The sequence below is a fragment of the Arthrobacter sp. E70 genome (assembly GCF_058266945.1).
Genome location: NZ_JBYQFR010000001.1, coordinates 342951 through 361523 on the forward strand (window position 1 = coordinate 342951; position 18573 = coordinate 361523).

Consider the following 18573-nt stretch of genomic DNA (forward strand, 5'->3'; position numbering starts at 1 on the left):
CCGTCGCTGCCGATGGAGCGGCGCGCCGTGCCGCTTACGTCTACGTGCTGGCGCTGGAAATATTGGATGCAATTACTCAAAGAGCTATTGACTGTGGCGCGCATCACGACCTATGTTGGGACAACCACGTTGCAAGCAGTGCAACTCTAACTCTCACTGGTGGTTACATGCGCACCGAATCAAACCTTCCCGGAGCAGGAGCCATTGCCGATGGCGCCAGCGGCCTTGCTCCGGCCGGCGCTGACAGCGCCACGCCCAACAAAGAAGCGGCCAGCTACGAGGCACCCAGCAAAGATGTACGACGCCGGGTGGTCACGGCCAGCTTCATCGGCAACTTCGTCGAATGGTTCGACTACGCCGTGTACGGCTACCTTGCCGCCGTCATCTCCTCGGTCTTCTTCCCGGAGGCGGACCGGCAGACGGCGCTGCTGGCAACCTTCGCCGTCTTCGCCATTTCCTTCTTCGTCCGCCCGCTGGGCGGCTTCGTCTGGGGCCACATTGGTGACAAGGTCGGCAGGCGGAAGGCCCTGTCGCTCTCGATCGTGATCATGTCCGTCTCGACCTTCTGTATCGCCCTCATCCCCGGCTACGCCACCATCGGCCTCATGGCACCGGTCCTGCTGCTGCTGGTCCGTGTGGTCCAGGGCTTCTCGGCAGCCGGCGAGTACGCCGGCGCCTCCGCCTTCCTGGTGGAGTACGCCCCGGCCAACCGGCGCGGACTCTACGCCGCCGTCGTGCCTGCCAGCACCGCCGCCGGGCTGCTCCTCGGCTCGCTGATCGCGGCACTGCTCAGCTCCGTCCTCAGCACGGAACAGCTGCATGACTGGGGCTGGCGGCTGCCGTTCCTCCTCGCCGCCCCCATGGGCCTGATCGGCCGGTACATCCGCACCAAGCTTGAGGACACCCCCGCCTTCCGCGCCCTGGCCGCCGAGGAGGAGCACGCCGTCAAGGCGCCGGTGTTCGACATGTTCCGGACCTACCGGAAGCAGCTGGTGGTCGCCTGCGGAGCCGTGCTGCTCAACGCCGTCGGCTTCTACGTCATCCTCAGCTACATGCCCACCTACCTCTCGGAGGAACTGGGCTTCGGCTCCACCGAATCCTTCCTGGCCACCACCATCGCCCTGGCCAGCTACATCGGCTTCATCTTCCTCACGGGCATGGCCTCGGACCGCTTTGGCCGCAAGCGGATGCTGATCACCGCCTCCGTCCTGTTCATGCTGCTCACAGTGCCGGCCTTCATGCTGCTGGACACCGGCAACTTCCTGGTCATCGTGCTGGTCCAGATCCTGCTGGGTGGCATGCTCACCCTCAACGACGGAACGCTGCCCAGCTTCCTGGCCGAGCTGTTCCCCACCAAGGTCCGCTACAGCGGCTTCGCCGTCAGCTTCAACCTCTCCAACGCCCTCTTCGGCGGCACCGCACCCTTCATGGCCACCCTGCTGATCGGCCTGACCCAGAGCAAGCTCGCTCCCGGCTGGTACCTGGTGGCGGCATCAGCGGTGTCCCTGCTGGCCGTGCTGTTCGCGGCGGAAACCTCGCGCAAGCCGCTCCAGCACGTCTGATCTGAACACGTCCAAACGGCCCCGGGTCCCCTTCACCATCCTTCACATCACAACCAGCAGCGCCGCAAACACAGCGGCGCTGGAACCCAACCACACCCAGAAAGGCACACTTACGTGACTATCACCGCCGACAACGCATCCTCCATCGCAGAGCTCGAGCGCCTCAAGGTCCTGCACAACGGTTCCAAGGGCAAGCTCACGTTCTCCGACGCAGAGTTCGAGCGCCGCCTGGGCGGACTGCGCCAGATCATGGCCGCCAAGGACCTGGATGCCGTCATCCTGACGAGCTACCACGGCATCAAGTACTACTCCGACTTCCTGTACACCACCTTCGGCCGCAACTACGCCCTGGTGGTCACCGCGGATGACTCGGTCACGGTCACCGCGAACATCGACGCCGGCATGCCGTGGCGCACCTCCTACGGCGAGAACATCGTCTACACCGACTGGCGCCGCGACAACTTCTACTTCGGCCTGCAGGAGGCCCTGCGCCAGCGCGGCGTCAAGGCAACCCGCGTCGGCGTCGAGGATGACTTCCTTCCCGGCCTGACGCGCGAGAAGATCGCAGCGGCGTTCCCGGGCGCCGAACTCCTGGACGTTTCCCAGGACGCCATGCGCCAGCGCATGATCAAGTCCGCCGAGGAAATCGAAGTCATCAAGCACGGTGCCCGCATCGGCGACCTCGGCGGTGAGGCCATCCGCAAGGCCATCCGTGAGGGCATCACCGAGTACGAGGTTGCCCTCGCGGGCACCGAGGCAATGGTGCACGAGATCGCCCGGACCTTCCCGCACCGCGAGGTCCGCGACACCTGGGTGTGGTTCCAGTCCGGCATCAACACCGACGGCGCCCACAACTGGGCCACCACCCGCCAGCTGCAGAAGGGCGACATCCTCTCGCTCAACTGCTTCCCGATGACCTCCGGCTACTACACCGCCCTGGAGCGCACGCTCTTCCTCGGCCAGCCGGACGAGCGCTCGCTGGAGCTGTGGAACATCAACGTCGAGGTGCACCGCCGCGGCCTGGAACTCATCAAGCCCGGCGCCGTCTGCAAGGACATCGCCGCCGAGCTCAACGAGATCTACATCAGCCACGGACTGCTGGCCAACCGCACCTTCGGCTACGGCCACTCCTTCGGTGTCCTCAGCCACTACTACGGCCGCGAAGCCGGCCTGGAGCTGCGCGAGGACATCGACACCGTCCTCGAACCGGGCATGGTGGTGTCCATGGAGCCGATGATCACCGTGGCGGACGGCCAGCCGGGCGCCGGCGGCTACCGCGAGCACGACATCCTGGTTATCGGCGAGGACAAGGTGGAGAACATCACCAAGTTCCCGTTCGGCCCGGAGAAGAACATTATCGAGGCCTAACCAGCAGCACCGCCCAGGCGGCGTCACGGACACGTGGCGCCGCTTCCGGCGTTTTATGAGGAAAGATGGTGTCCACCATGACTCCTGCACCAGCCAAAGACGCCAACGGCAACGGAACCGGCACCAACGGCGGGACGGACGCGAAAGGCGCTTCCGTCGTCGTCAATGCCATCGCCGTCCTGCGCACCTTCACCGCGGATGAACCCCTGCTCGGCGTCACGGAAATCGCCAACCGGGTGGGCATGCACAAAAGCAGCGTCTCCCGGATCCTGGCAACCTTCGAGCAGGAAAACCTGGTGGAGCGGGATCCCGAGACCAAGCGGTTCCGCCTGGGCCTGGGCCTGATCGCCGTCGCCGGGCCCTTGCTGGCCGAGATGGAGGAGCGCCGGGTCGCCTACCCCGTCCTGCGGCAGCTGGCCGAGCAGACCGGGGAAACCAGCGCGCTGATGCTGTGGAACGGGGACGAGGCCGTCTGCGTGGAGCAGATCGCCAGCCACCACCAGATCAAGCACACCACTCCACTGGGCGCACGCTACCGGGACGCGATGAGCGCCTCGGTCCAGGTCTTCCTGTCCACCCTGCCCGCCGAGCGGGTGCGCGAACTCCTGCGGAGCGGGACCATCACCTATCCGGGACTGGACGACGCCGGCCTGGAAGCTTACGAGGCACGGCTTCAGGAAGTGGGGCGGCGTGGCTGGGCGGGCAACTATGGCGAATCGTCCATGGACGAGGTTGGCGTTGCCGCGCCCGTCCGCGACCACCGTGGAGACGTGGTGGCAGCCGTCCTGATTCCGGCGCCACGGTTCCGGGTGTCCCGGGAGCAGTTCGAGAGCCTGGGCGAAGCCTGCGTGGCTGCCGCCGCCAAGGTGACCACCCGCCTGGGCGGCCGGACTGCGGGCTGACGCAGGCAAGTCTGTACACGGGATAAAGCCCAGGGGAGACTGGCGCCATGCGCAAGCTGACTTTTGCCATGAACGTGAGCCTGGACGGCTACATCGCCGGGCCCGGCGACGACCTCGGCTGGAGTGCGCCAAATGACGAGCTGTTCCAATGGTGGTCCGACCGGGTGGGGGCAACGGGCCTCGCGCTGTACGGGCGCAAGCTGTGGGAGACGATGAGCTCCCACTGGCCCACGGCCGACCAGCAGCCTGGCGTCACGCCGGCGCAGGTGGAGTTCGCCCGCCGCTGGCGGGACATGCCCAAAGTGGTTTTCTCCTCGACGATCAAGACGGTGGACTGGAACGCCCGTCTTGTGGCAGGCGATGCGGTCACCGAGATCGCCCGGCTGAAGGCCGGCGACGGCGGCTCCATGGACATTGGCGGTGCCACACTCGCCGCGGCGGCCATGCGGGCCGGGCTGATCGACGAGTACGCGATGGTCACCCATCCGGTTCTGGTGGGCGGCGGCACCCCGTTCTTTGCCACCTTGGACAATTGGGTAAACCTTCGCCTCGTGGAGACCCGGACGTTCCCCGACGGCGTGCTCCTTGCCAGGTATGAAGTCAGGCGCTGAGCGCCCGACATCTGCCCCAAGGGAGAGTTGCCATGCCCCGTCGTCCACCGGTCAGGGCAGCCCGGCCAGCCGGGCCGCCAGGTGCAGCGCCGCGAGCCGCCCCGTGCCGCGCGGATCACCGCCGCACAGCTCGAAGATCCGCTGCAGCCGGTGGTGCATCGACTGCCGCTCCAGGTGCAGTTCGCGGGCGGACTGCGCCGTGTTGCAGCCGGAGTCCAGCCACACCTGCAAGGTCTCCAGCAGCTGCGACTGCCGTTGGGCGTCATGCTCCAGGACCGCCCCCAACTGCCGGCTGACAAAGGCTTCCCGCGCCGAAGCGTCGACCACCGTGAGGGCCAGGCTCTCCACCGCGACGTCTTCCGCATCGATAACCACCAAGCCGCGGGCCGGGTACCGCCTGCGCGCCGACGCATTGCGCCGCCGGATCTGCCGCACGTCCAGGGCCCGGCGCGCCTCCGCCAGTGACCACGCAGCCTCTGCCACCCCGCCGGCCGCCGGCCCCACGGCGATCACCGCATCGTGATCCCCTTCCAGGGCCTGCAGGGACTCCACGAGCGCCCGCCGTTCACCGGCCGTCCCGGTGCAGGGCAGGCCAATCATCACCACCAGCTCCGCGTCGTCCAGGTAGGCGGCGCAGGGGATACGGCGCGAGCCGAGGAAGTTTTCGACGGCGCCACGCAGCTCCTGCGGTGAGGCGGCATGGATCGCCGCCACCACGGCGGGGGAGTCAGCAGGAAAGCCGGCGCCGGGAGCCAGCTGCTCCAGGCGCCACTCGGGCGCGGAGTTGAGCACCGCGCGCATCAGCTCGGCGCCGGCCAGGGCATGAAGCCCGGGAGGTGTGTGCTGCAGCAGCGCCAGGCCCAGGATGTCCACGGCGCGTTCCCCGGCCACCTGCGCCAGCGCGGTGTCCGCAGCTTCCGGCACATGCACTTCGAGCCGTCCCATGAGGACCCCGCGCACGGGAATGTCCACGTTGATGACCGTACCGCCGGCCACCGAGTAAAAGGCGCCGTGCGCGCCCGCCCCGGAGCCGTCGTCGTCCGCTGTTCCTTCCCCGGCTTCCGCGTCCACCCCGCCGCTCCAGCCCTCCGGCACGGCGCTGCCCATGGTGACTCCCCAGGGGGAGGTGAGCTTGACGGCAGAACCGGTGATGCCGGCCAGAACGCCCAGGATCTTGTCGAGCGAGGCGCCATGGGCAAGTTCGGCAGCCATGGCACGGGTGGCGGCGTCCGCCTGCTGTAGATGGCCTACCGAGTCACTGACCAGCATGGAGTTGATCGCCTGCATGACGCCCACGAACGGCACCACCTTGCGCAGCTCCACCACCGGCAGGCCGAACTCCGCGGCCTTTTCGAGCATGGCGGCCGGTATCTCCGGCAGCACGCCGCCGGTCTCAACCGCCAGGGCTGCGATGCCGCGCTGGGCCAGCTCCCGGACATAGTCCTCGCGTTTGGCCGGGCTGGCCGCTGCGAGCGTGATGCCGCCACACAGCAGCAGCTCACCCCCGCGGAGCAGGGGAGCGATGTCCAGCACTTCGCTCGAGTGCACCCAGCGGACCGGCTGGGAGCCAGCGTCCACCCCCATCGGATGGACCACCGGATCGGCGGCAGCAAGGGCAGGATGGGCAAGTATTTCGCCGAGAAGGACTGACACGACATTCCGTAACGTATTAGGAGAATCTGTTCGACACATCGTATCTTGTTGCTTGTGATGGGGGCCACATAGCCTTTTGGTACTTATCCACCTCACGGAGGCCCCCATGCAAGAAAAGCTTTCAACGGCAACGCACGGGCAACCTGCCCAGGCCACACAGGACCACAACGACGTGGACCACGAGGCGTGGCTGCAGGCCATCCCGGAATCAGCACGAACACGCAAGGTATCCGGCCAGTTCTGGATCTGGGCCGGCGCCAACCTGGCGCCCATCAACTGGGTGCTGGGGGCACTCGGGATCCAGTTGGGACTCGGGCTCGCGGACACCATCACAGTCCTGGTGCTGGGCAACCTGATCGGCATGCTCCTCTTTGGCTGCTTCGTCCTCCTGGGACAGAAGACCGGAGCCACCGGGATGGTCCTGGCCCGTGCGGCGTTCGGACGCCGCGGCAACTACCTGCCGGCCGCCATCCAGGCCATGCTGGTCATCGGCTGGTGCGCGGTGAACACCTGGATCATCCTGGACCTGGTCATGGCACTCTTCGGAACCCTTGGCTGGGTTGACCCGGAAGCGCCCAACTACGCCTGGAAGATCGGCGTCGCCACCTTCATCATGGCCCTCCAGGTGGCCATCGCCTGGTTCGGCTACAAGGCCATCGCAGCCTTCGAAAAATGGACCGTACCGCCCACCATCCTCATCCTGGCCGTCATGTCAGCGGTGGCGTGGTTCGGCATGGACATCGACTGGAGCTACGCCGGCCCGGCAGGTGCGATCCTGGAAGGCTCCGAGCGCATCGCCGCCATGAGTGCGGTCATGACGGCCATCGGCATCGGCTGGGGCATCACCTGGTTCACCTACGCGGCTGACTATTCCCGGTTCGTCAGCACCAGCGTCCCCAAGAAAAAGGTCTACCTGGCCTCGGTCCTGGGGCAGTTCATCCCCGTAGTGTGGCTCGGTGTCCTCGGCGCCAGCCTGGCCACCAACAGCGGCGAAATCGATCCCGGCAAGCTCATCGTCCTCAACTTTGGCGCCATGGCGCTGCCCGTGCTGCTGATGGTCCTCCACGGACCCATCGCCACCAACATCCTGAACATCTACACCTTCTCCGTCGCCACCCAGGCACTGGACATCTCCATCAGCCGCCGCAAGCTCAACCTGTTCGTCGGCGTCCTCTCGCTCGCCGCCGTCGTCTTCTTCATCTTCCAGGAGGACTTCGCCGCGGTGCTGGACGCCTGGCTGATCGGCCTGGTGGCCTGGGTGGCCGCCTGGGGCGGGATCATGCTGGTGCACTACTTCTGGCTGGACAAGCGCTGGCCCGGCGACCCGGAAAGGCTGTTCGACGGCGTTGGCACGCACCGTCTGCCCGGCGTCAACTGGGCGGGGGTCGTCTCCCTCCTGACCGGCATCTTCGCCACGTGGCTGTTTATGTACGGCCTGATCCCCGTCATGCAGGGACCGATCGCCGTAGCGCTCGGCGGCTGGGACCTCTCCTGGCTGGCCGGCGGCCTGACCAGCGCCGCCGTGTACGCCGTCCTCGGACCGCGCCAGCACATCCGCTACCTCGCCCTGGAGCCCCGGACTGCGGAGGCCCGCCCGGCCGGCAGCACGCCTGCCCTGCCCGCCCTCTAATCTCTTCTTCTCCCAAACCTGGCGGGCGCACTGCGCCCGCCGAAAGGATTTCCCCGTGAACCACCCCGCCATTGCCGATGCCCTGCACCCGATCACGTGGCCCGACGGTGCCAAAGCGGCCGCATCCTTCACGTTCGACGTCGACGCCGAGTCCTGCACCATCGCCCACGATCCCGCCAGCACGCGACGGATGTCGCTGATGAGCCACCAGTCATATGGGCCGAGGATCGCCGTGCCGCGGCTGCTCAAGATCCTCGAGCGCCAGGACGTCCTTGCCACCTTCTTCATCCCCGGCTTCACCGCGGAGTCCTACCCGGACGTGGTGCGGCAGATCGTGGACGGCGGCCACGAGGTGGCCCATCACGGCTACTTGCACGAACCGATGCAGGGCATCGACGCCGCCACCGAGGCCAGCTACATTGACCGTGGCCTGGAAGCCCTGGCGAAGGTGGCCGGGGTCCGGCCGGTGGGATACCGTGCGCCGTGGTGGGAACTGAACTGGCACTCACCCGGCCTGCTCGCCGACCGCGGTTTCCTCTACGATTCAAGCCTGCTCGACGGCGATGCCCCCTACCGCTTCGCCGTCGCCGCCGATGATCCCCGGGACATCGTTGAGATCCCCGTGGACTGGGCCCTGGATGACTGGGAGCAGTACGCGTTCTACCCCGGCGTCACCGGCAGTGGCGTTATCGAGAGCCCGGCGAAGGTCCTGGAAATGTGGACCCTTGAAGCTGAGGCCCATCACTCCCAGGGCAGCTGCTTCGTCCTGACCAACCACCCCTTCATCTCCGGCCGGCCGTCAAAGGCCGTGGCATTGGAGCGGCTGATCGAGCGCGTGAAGGCGATGGACGGCATGTGGGTGACCACTATGGAACGGATCGCCGAACATACCAGGGCAACAGTCAACGAGGTCCACACCCACGGCAGGATCACCGTCCCGACGTTCCCGGGTGCCGGGGCGGCGTTTGGGCCGGCCCGCGTCAGCGAAGGTGCCGTGGCATAGCAGCCCGTCCGGTTACCCGTCTTGTTTACAGCCGAAACAAGACGGGTAACGGTGGGATATGACTGATCCCGGAGCCGGTAACGTGAACGACCCGACCGACAGCGCCGAGGACGTGGCTGGCGCCGCGTCCTTCGAGACGCCGGAGAGCATCGCGGAAGAGGTCCGTGACGAGATCCGCCTGGGCCATGTCCAGGACGACGTCAGCCATGTCCTCGAAGAACGCTTCGAGGAGGCGGGAATCAGGGCCCGCCCTGAAGAGGTGGATGACCTCGCGGAAGAAATCGAGAAAGACGTCTCCAGCTGATCCCTGGCATCTTCGCCAGGGAGCAAGCCGGCGGGCCTGAAACGGCAGGTAACAACCTGGACCAGTGCGCTGGCCGTGTTGGGCGCATGGCTTCACGGAAGTCATACCAGTGGTCCAGGTGGCCCGTCCCGGGCCGTTCGTTTGTCAGGGCCAGTCGGCGCGGGTGAAGCGGATCGGCGCCCGCACGAGCTGAAGGCAATCAGTAGAGGTCCAGTCTTTCCTCGGAATTTCCCGCGGCTGCGCTGCCGCCTCCTGCTGTGGATCCGGGCATACGGTGTCCGAAGAACTGTCGATGGAGCTATTCATTTTCTCCCCCTTGGCAAGCTTGTCTGCCAACACTAGGAGCCCGTGCAGGCGCACGGAAGAGGGTTTGTCCACTTACCGGATAAACTGCGCAAATCTTGAGGGACGTACTGCTCCGCCCACCTAGTTGAAGGTCAGGACAAGCTGGGGAGCGGCCGTGCCGCCCGCCTCCTTGGAGTTGAGGGTCAGGCCGTCAGTACTGGCGGTGTCGATGCCCAGTGACAGCTGCTGGCCCAGCTCGCCGGCAAGGCCGCTGACGGCCAGCGGAACGCTGTAAACGGTGTTGATCACCGTAGGGCCAAGCGTGCCGAGGCCGGTGCCCAGCGCAGGCTTGTTGTTGTACGTGATCCCACCCTCGGTCCAGCTGTCGTCAGCCACCAGCTTGACGTTCTGTTTACCGCCTGAGGCATTCGCCCCGCTCTGCAGCTTGAGTGTGGCACTTTGCAGGGTCCTGCCCGCGTAGGGTGACAGGTCGAACTTCAGGTAGGTGGCCTCCACCGGGCTGGCATCCACGGCCAGCGTGGTGCTCGCGCCATAGTTCGTGCCCGTTGCCCCGCTGTTGACGTAGCTGTCGGCGGTGGCCGTGAGCGTGACCGTCTGGGTGCCGCCGCCGCCCGCGGAAGCGGTGGTGAAGCTCCAGGTCTTGTCGGAGGCCAGCGCGTTGCCGGCAGCATCCTTCACGCCACTGGAACCGCCCTTGATTGTGGCCGTGTACGTCGTGCCGGCCGCCAGATCCGCACTGGGGTTGAGCGTCGCCACGTTGCCCGTGCTGCTGTACGTCACCGCGGCCCCCACCGCCGTCGTGCCCGACTGCAGCGTGAACGTGCTCGAGGTGATGGTCGAGGCATTCATGGCTTCGGAGAAGGTTCCGGTCACGTTCGTCGATACGGCGACGCCGGTCGCACCGCCGGCCGGGGTTGTGCCCGTCACCGTCGGGGCCGTCGTGTCACCGGTCCCGCCGCCGGCGCTGGGCTCGAAGTAGTGCCAGTAGCGGCTCGTGGCGTTGACATCGGCCAGCACCAGCAGGCCGCTGTTGGCCGTGCCCCGCGTCGCGTTGTTGAGGTTTTGCTTGGTCGACGTCACGTTATGGACGTACTGGTCGGCATCGACAATGCGGGCGGTCTTCGCGCTGGTGAAATTGATGTTGTCCAGCGGGGTGGATTTTTCGTAGATCGCTCCGCCCGAACTGGTGCAGACACCGGCGTTCGTGGTGCCGCTGGGCTTCGGATAGGTGGCGAAGGTCCGCAGCATCTGGGTGCTCTCATCCACCAGGACGATCACCCGGTTGGGGCACTCCGATACCGGCGCGATTGTGTGCGCTGCCCACGTGCTCCCGCTCAGGGCCAGCAGCTGGATCAGGGGCTGCGCCGACGACGTGAACGAGGTCTTGACGGCGGCGAAAACCCGGCCGCCGGAGGAGTCGAGCCACTTCAGGTTCATGTGGTCATCGCTGCTGCGCAGTCCCGACACTGCAGCCACAGGAGTGCTCCAGGCGGTGTTCGATGCGCCGTCGACGTGGTAGCTCCAGTACATGCCGTCGGTGGCGTCACCAACCTGGCGGCTCCACATCACGCCCATCTTGCCGGGGCCGAAGGCGATCACGGCCGATGTATCGTCCACGGACACGCTGCCCATCGACGAAGGATGCTGGAACGGCGTGCCCCAGGTCTGGCCATCCGTGCCGGTGACGTTCAGCCAAATCTTGTTGCCCTGCTGCCATGTGGCCCACACCCGGCCGGTCGAGTCCTTATCGATGGTCAGGACCTCAACCTTATAGTTGTTGATGGTTGATGAACCCAGCGACGTGTACTTCTTCGTCCCCGGGTCGTAGCTGTAACGCCGCAGGGTCGTGGGAAAGTTCGCTTCCGCGGGCAGGCCGTCGTTGACGAACCGGTAGCTCGCCACGAACAGCGTCTTCCCGTCCCACAGCACGTCGTGGTGGGTGTTGGCGCGCGTCTCGGCCACAACCCCCGTATCGGCCCATGAGTTCGTCGCGGAGTTGAACCGGAAGATATGGAAACTCAGGCTGGACGTGTCCCAGAGAACCCCCCACCAGGATCCATCGTTGAACCACAACGTACTGGTGGCCCGCTTGGTACCGGTTGGCGTTCCAGTCCCGGAGTGGGACGGACCCTCAACCCCGACATCACCGGTGGCAGCTGAAGCCGTGCCGGGTACCACCAGTGCGGCCAGTGCAAGGATCAACGCTGCCAGCAGTGAAGGGAGCCGCCGCTTGCGAGCTCCGCCGCGGGCGTCCTGATGGAGAACTGGATGGTCCTGCATTGTTGCTCCCGGTATTGCGCAGATGAAAGCCCGGTCCCCAGGTGGGTTCAGTGTCAGCCGCTGGCGCACCAAAAGCAATCCCTAATTTGCGGGCGCGGCAGAAACCCCTAGTGCTGCACCGGAAACCCCTAACTGCGGATGCTCACTTTCCCGCCTTGGCGAAAACAGCAGCAAAGAAGGCGGCGAGCCGGTCGGCTGTCGCTTGCGCGTCAGCCTGTGACGGCGTCCTGGTATTCGCTTCGAGGGTCAGGGTCCCTCGCCTGGCGCCACTGCGTACATGCCATTCGCCGGTCCCGTCGGAGAGTTGATAGGCGACGGCGTAGCTTGCGTCCGCGGGCAGGCCGGGTTCCAAAGCGGTCACCGGGGACCATTCACGGCTGTTGCCGCCGAAGGAGTCTTCCTTAATGCTCGTGCAGCCCTGGAGGTTCGCGGCGCGGGTATCAAATGGATACGGCGTCCCCGCCTCCGACGACATGTTCACGGCCATGGACTCGGTGTAGTCCTGCTTGTTGGCTCCTGTGATCTGTGCCTGGCCGGCGAGTGAGCCAACCAGGGAAGCGAAGTAGGTTTCATCGTTGAAACTGCACGGGGGCTGCGGTGTCTGAGGCCCAGTGGTGGCCGTGGCTCCCGGGGCAGGCCCGATAATCGAAGCCCCCGGCAGGGTGATGGGGTCGCCGTTGGGGCCCGTGATGCCTTTGAAAAGGGCGACCATTTGGTCAGCTGTCATGGCGTTGGGTGGCGGCGCGGCCACTGAAGGAGGACTGTTCACTGCCTGGCTGATCAACTCTTTTGCCAGGCCCGCCATGGATTCAAGGGCTGGTTTGGCATCGGACTCCGAGCTGAGGTTGGCGACCGCGAGGCTGAGGGTGATTGAGAGGGTGCCAGCCAGCACGCGCAGGCCAACCGAGCCGTAGTCGCTCGGCCCCTTGGGCTTGGCGTTTTGGATCAGGCCGTGCTGTTTGTCCGCTATCGGGGGAGCGGCCAGGAGTTGGATGGTGGACGTGGACGTCCGGCCGGCCTCAGTACTTGCGACGTCGAACTGGCTGCAGCGGGACACCATATCGTCCGTGTAGCCAAAGTCCGCGGTGGCAATGGCGTCCTTTCCGGCGCTTCGGAGGGTGACCATGATGGTGGTCGTGGGTCCCGACTCCCCGCCCGTGGGCGGCATGGCGCCTTCGCCGAAACTGATGTCCCGGTCCGCCCAGACTGTGAAGGGGTTTTGCGGGATGAAGGCGATGCAGTCGCCGGGCGTCGTCTCCGTGCTGACTTGGGGAAAAGCCCCGCTCCCGGCGCCGCTGCGCAGCCGGCTGGAATCCTGGGCCGGGGAATACGGCAGGCCGCGGTTTCGGGCGACCGCGTTGATAAGGGCCACCAACTCGGCGTCGGTGAAGTGCGTGGAGGGCGTGGTGGGCCGGGAGCCGGAAGGAGGGGAATCCGGGGACGCCGGCTGCGACGAAGTGCCTGTCGTGCCGGGATTCGGTGTCGTGCTCCCCGATGAACAGCCGGCCAAGGCCAGGGCCAGGGCCACGATGACTCCGAGCATGTGCCCGCTGGCGGGTGTGCCAGGTTTTGCGACTCCTTGAGCAGGCATTGCAGGCCTCCTTTGCCAGCGCCAACGCTACGGAGTGGGCCGCCGGCCAGCTAGGGCCGTAGGGCCTGAGCGTCGTGTGCTGCTGGCCTTCGGCCTGCGCGGCTATCCGGTCTCAGCCAGGAGGGACTGCATCTGGATGGCCGAATCACTCCCCAAGGCCGGGGTGTAGACCACGAGGTGCAGGTCCGGCCGGTCCGACGGCGAGACCTGGTGGTGCTCCAGCTGGAGGACACCCACCGCCGGGTGGTGGAACAGGCGCTCGCGGGATTCGAAACCCAGGATGTCGTAGCGGTCCCATCCCGCCCGGAACTCGGGGCTTGCCTCCTTGAGCCGTTCCACCTGGTACTGGATGTCCGGGTCGCCCAGGCGCTGCCCGGTTTCGGCCCGGAACTCGGCAAGGAAGCGCTTGCTCGTGGTCTCCCAGTCGGGGAGGAGGTCCCGGACGTAGGGGTCCGTGAACACCAGCCACAGAAGGTTGCGGTCAGCCGGGGCCACAGTGGCGATGTTTGGGTACAGGGCTGCATAGGCCTTGTTCCAGCCGGCCACACCCCAATCGGGGAACAGCGCGAACGATGGATTGGGATCCAGGGCATCCAGAAGGCGCTGGATGTGCGGCGGCGCTGCATCGGCGGCAGGGCTGGCCGGTGCTGCGGACGCATAGCCGCCGAGCGACAGGACATAGCCGAGACCGGTGGCCGAAAGGTGCAGGGCCCGGCTGACGGCTTCCAGGACCTGCCGCGACGGGCTGATGTCCCTGCCCTGCTCCAGCCAGGTGTACCAGGTGACACTCACCCCGGACAGGAAAGCGACCTCCTCGCGCCGCAGCCCCCGTTCGCGGGAGCGGCCTATCGGCGGCAGGCCGTAGTCGGCCCGCAGGGCCTGGTCCCGGCGCGCACGGAGGAATAAGCCAAGTTCTTTGCGGCGCCCGGGTTCGTTCACCCCAAAATACTATTACTCTGGTACTCACACTACTAGTAGTAACAGCGTCTTCCACCGGTGGCACGGAGCGGACAGGATGGTAAACATGCCTGCACTTCGCTCTAAAACAGTCACCCACGGCCGCAACATGGCCGGAGCCCGCGCACTGCTGCGCGCCTCCGGCGTCGCCAACTCGGACATCGGCAAGCCGATCATCGCCGTGGCCAACTCCTTCACCGAATTCGTCCCCGGTCACACCCACCTCGCCCCCGTGGGCCGGATCGTCTCCGACGCGATCCTTGCCGCCGGCGCCGTGCCGCGCGAGTTCAACACCATCGCCGTGGACGACGGCATCGCCATGGGCCACTCCGGCATGCTCTACTCGCTGCCGTCCCGCGACCTGATCGCCGATTCGGTGGAGTACATGGTCAACGCGCACTGCGCCGACGCCCTGGTCTGCATCTCCAACTGCGACAAGATCACCCCCGGCATGCTGATGGCCGCGCTGCGCCTGAACATCCCCGTCGTGTTCGTCTCCGGCGGCCCCATGGAAGCCGGCCGCGTGACCCTGACCGACGGCTCCGTGCGCTCCCTGGACCTGGTGAACGCGATCGCCGACGCCGTGGACGAGTCCATCTCCGATGCCGACATCAACCTCATCGAAGAGAACGCCTGCCCCACCTGCGGCTCCTGCTCCGGAATGTTCACCGCCAACTCCATGAACTGCCTCACCGAAGCCATCGGCCTGTCCCTGCCCGGCAACGGTTCCGTGCTGGCCACCCACACCGCACGCAAGGCGCTGTACGAGAAGGCCGGTGCCACCGTCGTCGAGCTGGTGAAGCGCTATTACGACGGCGACGACGACTCCGTGCTGCCCCGCTCCATCGCCACCGCCAAAGCCTTCGACAACGCCATGGCGCTGGACATCTCCATGGGCGGCTCCACCAACACCATCCTGCACCTGCTCGCCGCAGCCCAGGAGGCGGGTGTGGACTACGGCCTGGCCGAGATGGACGCCAAGTCCCGGCAGGTGCCCTGCCTGGCCAAGGTGGCCCCGAACGTAGCCAAGGACAAGACCTACTACATGGAGGACGTGCACCGCGCCGGCGGCATCCCCGCACTGCTGGGCGAACTGAACCGCGGCGGCCTTCTGCACAAGGACGTCCATTCCGTGCACTCCGGAGACCTGGACGGCTGGCTGGACGACTGGGACATCCGCGGCGGCAAGGCCACGGAGGAAGCCAAGGCCCTGTGGCACGCGGCTCCCGGCGGCGTCCGCTCCTCCACCGCCTTCTCCCAGTCGAACGAGTGGACCTCCCTTGACACCGACGCCGCAGAAGGCTGCATCCGCTCCGTGGAGCACGCCTACTCCAAGGACGGCGGCCTGGCTGTGCTGCGCGGCAACGTGGCCGTCGACGGCGCCGTGGTGAAGACCGCCGGCGTGGACGAGTCCATCTGGACCTTCTCGGGCCCGGCAGTCGTGTGCGAGTCCCAGGACGAGGCGGTGGAAAAGATCCTGAACAAGGGCGTCAAGGAGGGCGACGTGGTGGTCATCCGCTACGAAGGCCCCAAGGGCGGCCCGGGCATGCAGGAAATGCTCTACCCGACGTCGTTCCTCAAGGGCCGCGGCCTGGGCAAGAAGTGCGCCCTCATCACGGACGGCCGCTTCTCCGGCGGCACCTCCGGCCTCTCGATCGGGCACATCTCCCCGGAGGCTGCCTCCGGCGGCGCCATCGCCCTCGTGGAAGACGGCGACATCATCAGCATCAACATCAGCCAGCGTTCCATGCAGCTGGAGGTCTCCGACGAGATCCTGGCAGAACGCCGCGAGAAACTGCTGGTCAACGGCGGGTACAAGCCCAAGGACCGGGACCGCCAGGTGTCCGCTGCCCTCCGCGCCTACGCCGCCATGGCCACCTCCGCGGATAAAGGCGCCGTCCGGGACGTGTCCCTGCTGGAGCGGTAAGCGCGGCCGGTTTGGGGCGGGACAGCAGGTGAAACAAGGGGCCAAAGGCCCCGTCCCGTTGTCCTGCCCCGGCCGGTACCCTTTTCCCATGGTGCAGGGAATGGCAGATTACGGCGCGGAAGGCATCCTGCTCGCCGGAGCCGGGCGGGCGATCCTGCTGCAACTGGCCAATCCTGCCATCGGCAGCGGCGTGGCGGAGCACAGCACCTTCACCCGGCGCCCCGTCAACCGGCTCAAGGGGACCCTGACGTACGTGTACGCCGTCGTGTACGGCAACGAGGAACAACTCAAAGAGGTCCGCCGCAGGGTAAACCGTGCCCATGTACCGGTGCACCGGCCGGCCGACGGGTCCTCGCCCGGGTACAACGCCTACGATCCAGAGCTGCAGCTCTGGGTGGTGGCCACGCTGTACGACACTGCAGCCACCATCATCGGGAAGATTTACGGACCGCTCGACGACGACTCAGCCGATGCGATGTACCAGGACTACGCGCGGATTGGCACAGCCCTGCAGCTCCCCGCGGGCATGTGGCCCAAGGACCGGGCGGCCTTCACCCGGTACTGGGAGGACCAAATCTCAAGGCTGCAGGCGGAGGACGCCGGCGTGCGGGTCGGACGCGGCCTGCTGTTTCCGAAGCACACGGCCCTTTGGTACCGCGCCATCATGCCCTCGGTCCGGTTCCTGACCGCCGGGCTCCTCCCGCACCACGTCCGGGTGGACTTCGGCCTCCCTTGGAGCGACCTGCACGCGCGCCGGTTCGACCGGACCATGCGGATCCTGTCGGTGGCCTACCCCAGGTTGCCGCGGGGCATCAGGCACTGGTTCAAGGATTACTGCCTTGCCGAGCTCGACAAGGACCTGGCGAGGTAAAGGGGGCCTGGCGTTTCAGCCGCCAGCCACGGGTAAAGGGAGAGCGGACGACGGCGGGAGGTTCCGCCGTCGTCCGCCCGCCCTCCCACGGCAGGGCGCAGGTCAGTCCTCGTAGGTGTTGGCGATGTAGACATCGCACGGGGCGTTGTGCGCCACGCTGTTGGCGACGCTGCCCAGGAGGCGGCCGATGCCGCGCATCCTCCGGTTGCCCACCACGATTACCCGGGCGTCCAGGCGGATGGCTTCCTTGATCAGGGAGTCAGCCGGCTTGCCGCGGGCGGCGAAGTGGGTGATCTGCACGCCCGGGCGGGACGCGGCAAGGGACTTGGCCACCATCTCCGAGCTGTCCGCGTTGGAGATCCTGACCTTGTCCGATCCCACGCCGTAGGTTTCGGCGTTCTCGGCTTCGAAGGCGGTCACCACATGGAGGGACGCCCCCAGCGATTCCGCCAGGCCCAGGGCCACTTCCGCAGCCTTCCGTGCCGACGGGCTGGCATCCACGCCCACAACGACTACATTGCCCATTTACTTGCTCCTTCGTCTCGTCCTGGCAGAAAACGTTCACTTGCCAGTCTAGGGAGTACCCGCCTCGAGCCCCGGCCAAGCACACGGGTGCTGTGGCCTTGTCCGGGCCCGAAAACCCGGCGGCGGCGCCCACGCGCCTTCCTAGCTGCGCGCCGGCGCCTGCACCGTAGCCATGATGTTCTCCGTGGCAGCCCAGGAGGCCAGGAGCTTGAGGGCTTCCTCGGAGGGGCTGCCTGGCGTCGCCGGATAGACGGTCAGGGTGTGGCCGGGGTCCTCCTCCAGGCCGAGCACCTGGTAGTTCAGCTCGAGGAGCCCCACCACGGGGTGCTGGAAGAACTTGGTGCCAGCGTAGTGGCGCCGGACGTTGTGCGCGGCCCAGAGCGTGCGGAATTCGTCGCTGCGCATTGACAGCTCGCCAACGAGTTCGGCGATCCCCTTGTCATGCGGGTTCCGTCCCGCCTCCCGGCGCAGGATGGCCACGTTGGTGTTTGCGGCCCGGTCCCAGTCCGTGTAGAAGTTGTGGGCGCGCGGGTCAAGGAAGATGAACCTGGAGTGGTTGGCCGGCCGTGACGGGGAGCGGTACATGTCGGAGTACAGGGCGTAGCCCAGGGTGTTGGCGGCCACGATGTCCAGCCGGTTGTTGCCGATGAACGCCGGCGCCCCGGTGATGGTGTCCAGGAGGTACTGCAGCTCGGGCCGCACCCGCGACGGGGTGGAACCGGCTGAGCCCGCGGCACGCTTGCGGCCGGAGGTGTTGGCTGCCCGGGCCAGGTCGTATAGGTGGTCGTGCTCCGCCCGGTCCAGCTCCAGGGCGCCGGCGATGGCGTCCAGGACGCTGTCCGATACCCCGCTGAGGTTTCCCCGCTCCAGGCGCGTGTAGTAGTCCACGCTGACGCCGGCCAGCCTTGCCACTTCCTCGCGCCGGAGCCCGGGCACCCGGCGCCGGCCGCCGTACGGTTCGATCCCTGCCTGCTCCGGGCTGATGCGCCCGCGGCGGGAGGACAGGAACTGTCGTACCTCGGCTCGGTTATCCATGAGGAACACGTTACGACGAATCCCGGATCGCCAAGGAGGTCCTGCCAG

At 66.7% G+C, this 18573-nt stretch carries 15 protein-coding genes; 9 read left to right on the forward strand and 6 right to left on the reverse strand.

Translation table 11 applies throughout. The annotated features are described in order from the left end of the window. Positions 1–167: 167 nt before the first annotated feature. The 4 genes from AC3IMC_RS01605 to AC3IMC_RS01620 all read left to right on the forward strand — a co-directional run bounded on the left by AC3IMC_RS01605 (position 168) and on the right by AC3IMC_RS01620 (position 4443). Positions 168–1562: an MFS transporter gene (locus tag AC3IMC_RS01605; protein ID WP_490916683.1), complete on the forward strand. Its 1395-nt coding sequence runs from the start codon at positions 168–170 to the stop codon at positions 1560–1562. Between the two features lie 114 nt (positions 1563–1676). After that, the gene (locus AC3IMC_RS01610) at positions 1677–2930 is read left to right on the forward strand and encodes a M24 family metallopeptidase (RefSeq protein WP_490916684.1); all 1254 of its coding nucleotides are present in this window, start codon (positions 1677–1679) and stop codon (positions 2928–2930) included. A 77-nt stretch (positions 2931–3007) separates the two neighbouring features. Beyond that, positions 3008–3832: an IclR family transcriptional regulator gene (locus AC3IMC_RS01615; protein WP_490916685.1), complete on the forward strand. Its 825-nt coding sequence runs from the start codon at positions 3008–3010 to the stop codon at positions 3830–3832. A 47-nt stretch (positions 3833–3879) separates the two neighbouring features. Beyond that, entirely contained in the window at positions 3880–4443 is a 564-nt protein-coding gene (locus tag AC3IMC_RS01620) for a dihydrofolate reductase family protein (RefSeq protein WP_490916687.1), read from the forward strand. A 51-nt stretch (positions 4444–4494) separates the two neighbouring features. Here the strand turns inward: AC3IMC_RS01620 and AC3IMC_RS01625 are convergent, their stop codons facing one another. Continuing rightward, entirely contained in the window at positions 4495–6096 is a 1602-nt protein-coding gene (locus AC3IMC_RS01625; RefSeq protein ID WP_490916688.1) for a PucR family transcriptional regulator, read from the reverse strand. 106 nt (positions 6097–6202) lie between these two features. On the opposite strand from AC3IMC_RS01625, the gene AC3IMC_RS01630 reads away from it, so the two are divergent. Genes AC3IMC_RS01630 through AC3IMC_RS01640 form a run of 3 tightly spaced genes read left to right on the forward strand, consistent with a single transcriptional unit; the run spans position 6203 to position 9033 of the window. Continuing rightward, positions 6203–7726: a purine-cytosine permease family protein gene (locus AC3IMC_RS01630; RefSeq protein WP_490916689.1), complete on the forward strand. Its 1524-nt coding sequence runs from the start codon at positions 6203–6205 to the stop codon at positions 7724–7726. 55 nt (positions 7727–7781) lie between these two features. Then, positions 7782–8729, forward strand: a complete 948-nt coding sequence (locus AC3IMC_RS01635; RefSeq protein WP_490916691.1) for a polysaccharide deacetylase family protein — start codon at positions 7782–7784, stop codon at positions 8727–8729. Positions 8730–8787: 58 nt separating this feature from the next. Continuing rightward, the gene (locus tag AC3IMC_RS01640; RefSeq protein WP_490916692.1) at positions 8788–9033 is read left to right on the forward strand and encodes a hypothetical protein; all 246 of its coding nucleotides are present in this window, start codon (positions 8788–8790) and stop codon (positions 9031–9033) included. A gap of 426 nt (positions 9034–9459) precedes the next feature. Here AC3IMC_RS01640 and AC3IMC_RS01645 read toward each other — a convergent pair whose 3' ends face one another. From AC3IMC_RS01645 to AC3IMC_RS01655, 3 genes are all read right to left on the reverse strand, one after another. Further along, positions 9460–11619: a CBM96 family carbohydrate-binding protein gene (locus tag AC3IMC_RS01645; protein ID WP_490916693.1), complete on the reverse strand. Its 2160-nt coding sequence runs from the start codon at positions 11617–11619 to the stop codon at positions 9460–9462. A 142-nt stretch (positions 11620–11761) separates the two neighbouring features. Next, positions 11762–13210 carry a hypothetical protein gene (locus tag AC3IMC_RS01650; RefSeq protein WP_490916694.1) on the reverse strand — a complete coding sequence of 483 codons (1449 nt, stop codon included), beginning with the start codon at positions 13208–13210 and terminating at the stop codon, positions 11762–11764. Positions 13211–13312: 102 nt separating this feature from the next. After that, positions 13313–14149, reverse strand: coding sequence for a helix-turn-helix transcriptional regulator (locus AC3IMC_RS01655; RefSeq protein WP_490916695.1), 837 nt, complete (start codon positions 14147–14149; stop codon positions 13313–13315). 85 nt (positions 14150–14234) lie between these two features. On the opposite strand from AC3IMC_RS01655, the gene ilvD reads away from it, so the two are divergent. Then, the gene (gene ilvD, locus AC3IMC_RS01660) at positions 14235–16094 is read left to right on the forward strand and encodes a dihydroxy-acid dehydratase (protein WP_490916696.1); all 1860 of its coding nucleotides are present in this window, start codon (positions 14235–14237) and stop codon (positions 16092–16094) included. An 88-nt stretch (positions 16095–16182) separates the two neighbouring features. After that, complete coding sequence (locus tag AC3IMC_RS01665; RefSeq protein ID WP_490916697.1) at positions 16183–16965, forward strand: oxygenase MpaB family protein; 783 nt, start codon at positions 16183–16185, stop codon at positions 16963–16965. Between the two features lie 102 nt (positions 16966–17067). On the opposite strand, the gene AC3IMC_RS01670 is transcribed toward AC3IMC_RS01665, so the two are convergent. Further along, entirely contained in the window at positions 17068–17490 is a 423-nt protein-coding gene (locus tag AC3IMC_RS01670) for a universal stress protein (RefSeq protein WP_490916698.1), read from the reverse strand. Between the two features lie 141 nt (positions 17491–17631). Beyond that, entirely contained in the window at positions 17632–18525 is an 894-nt protein-coding gene (locus tag AC3IMC_RS01675; protein WP_490916699.1) for a helix-turn-helix transcriptional regulator, read from the reverse strand. Positions 18526–18573 lie beyond the last annotated feature (48 nt).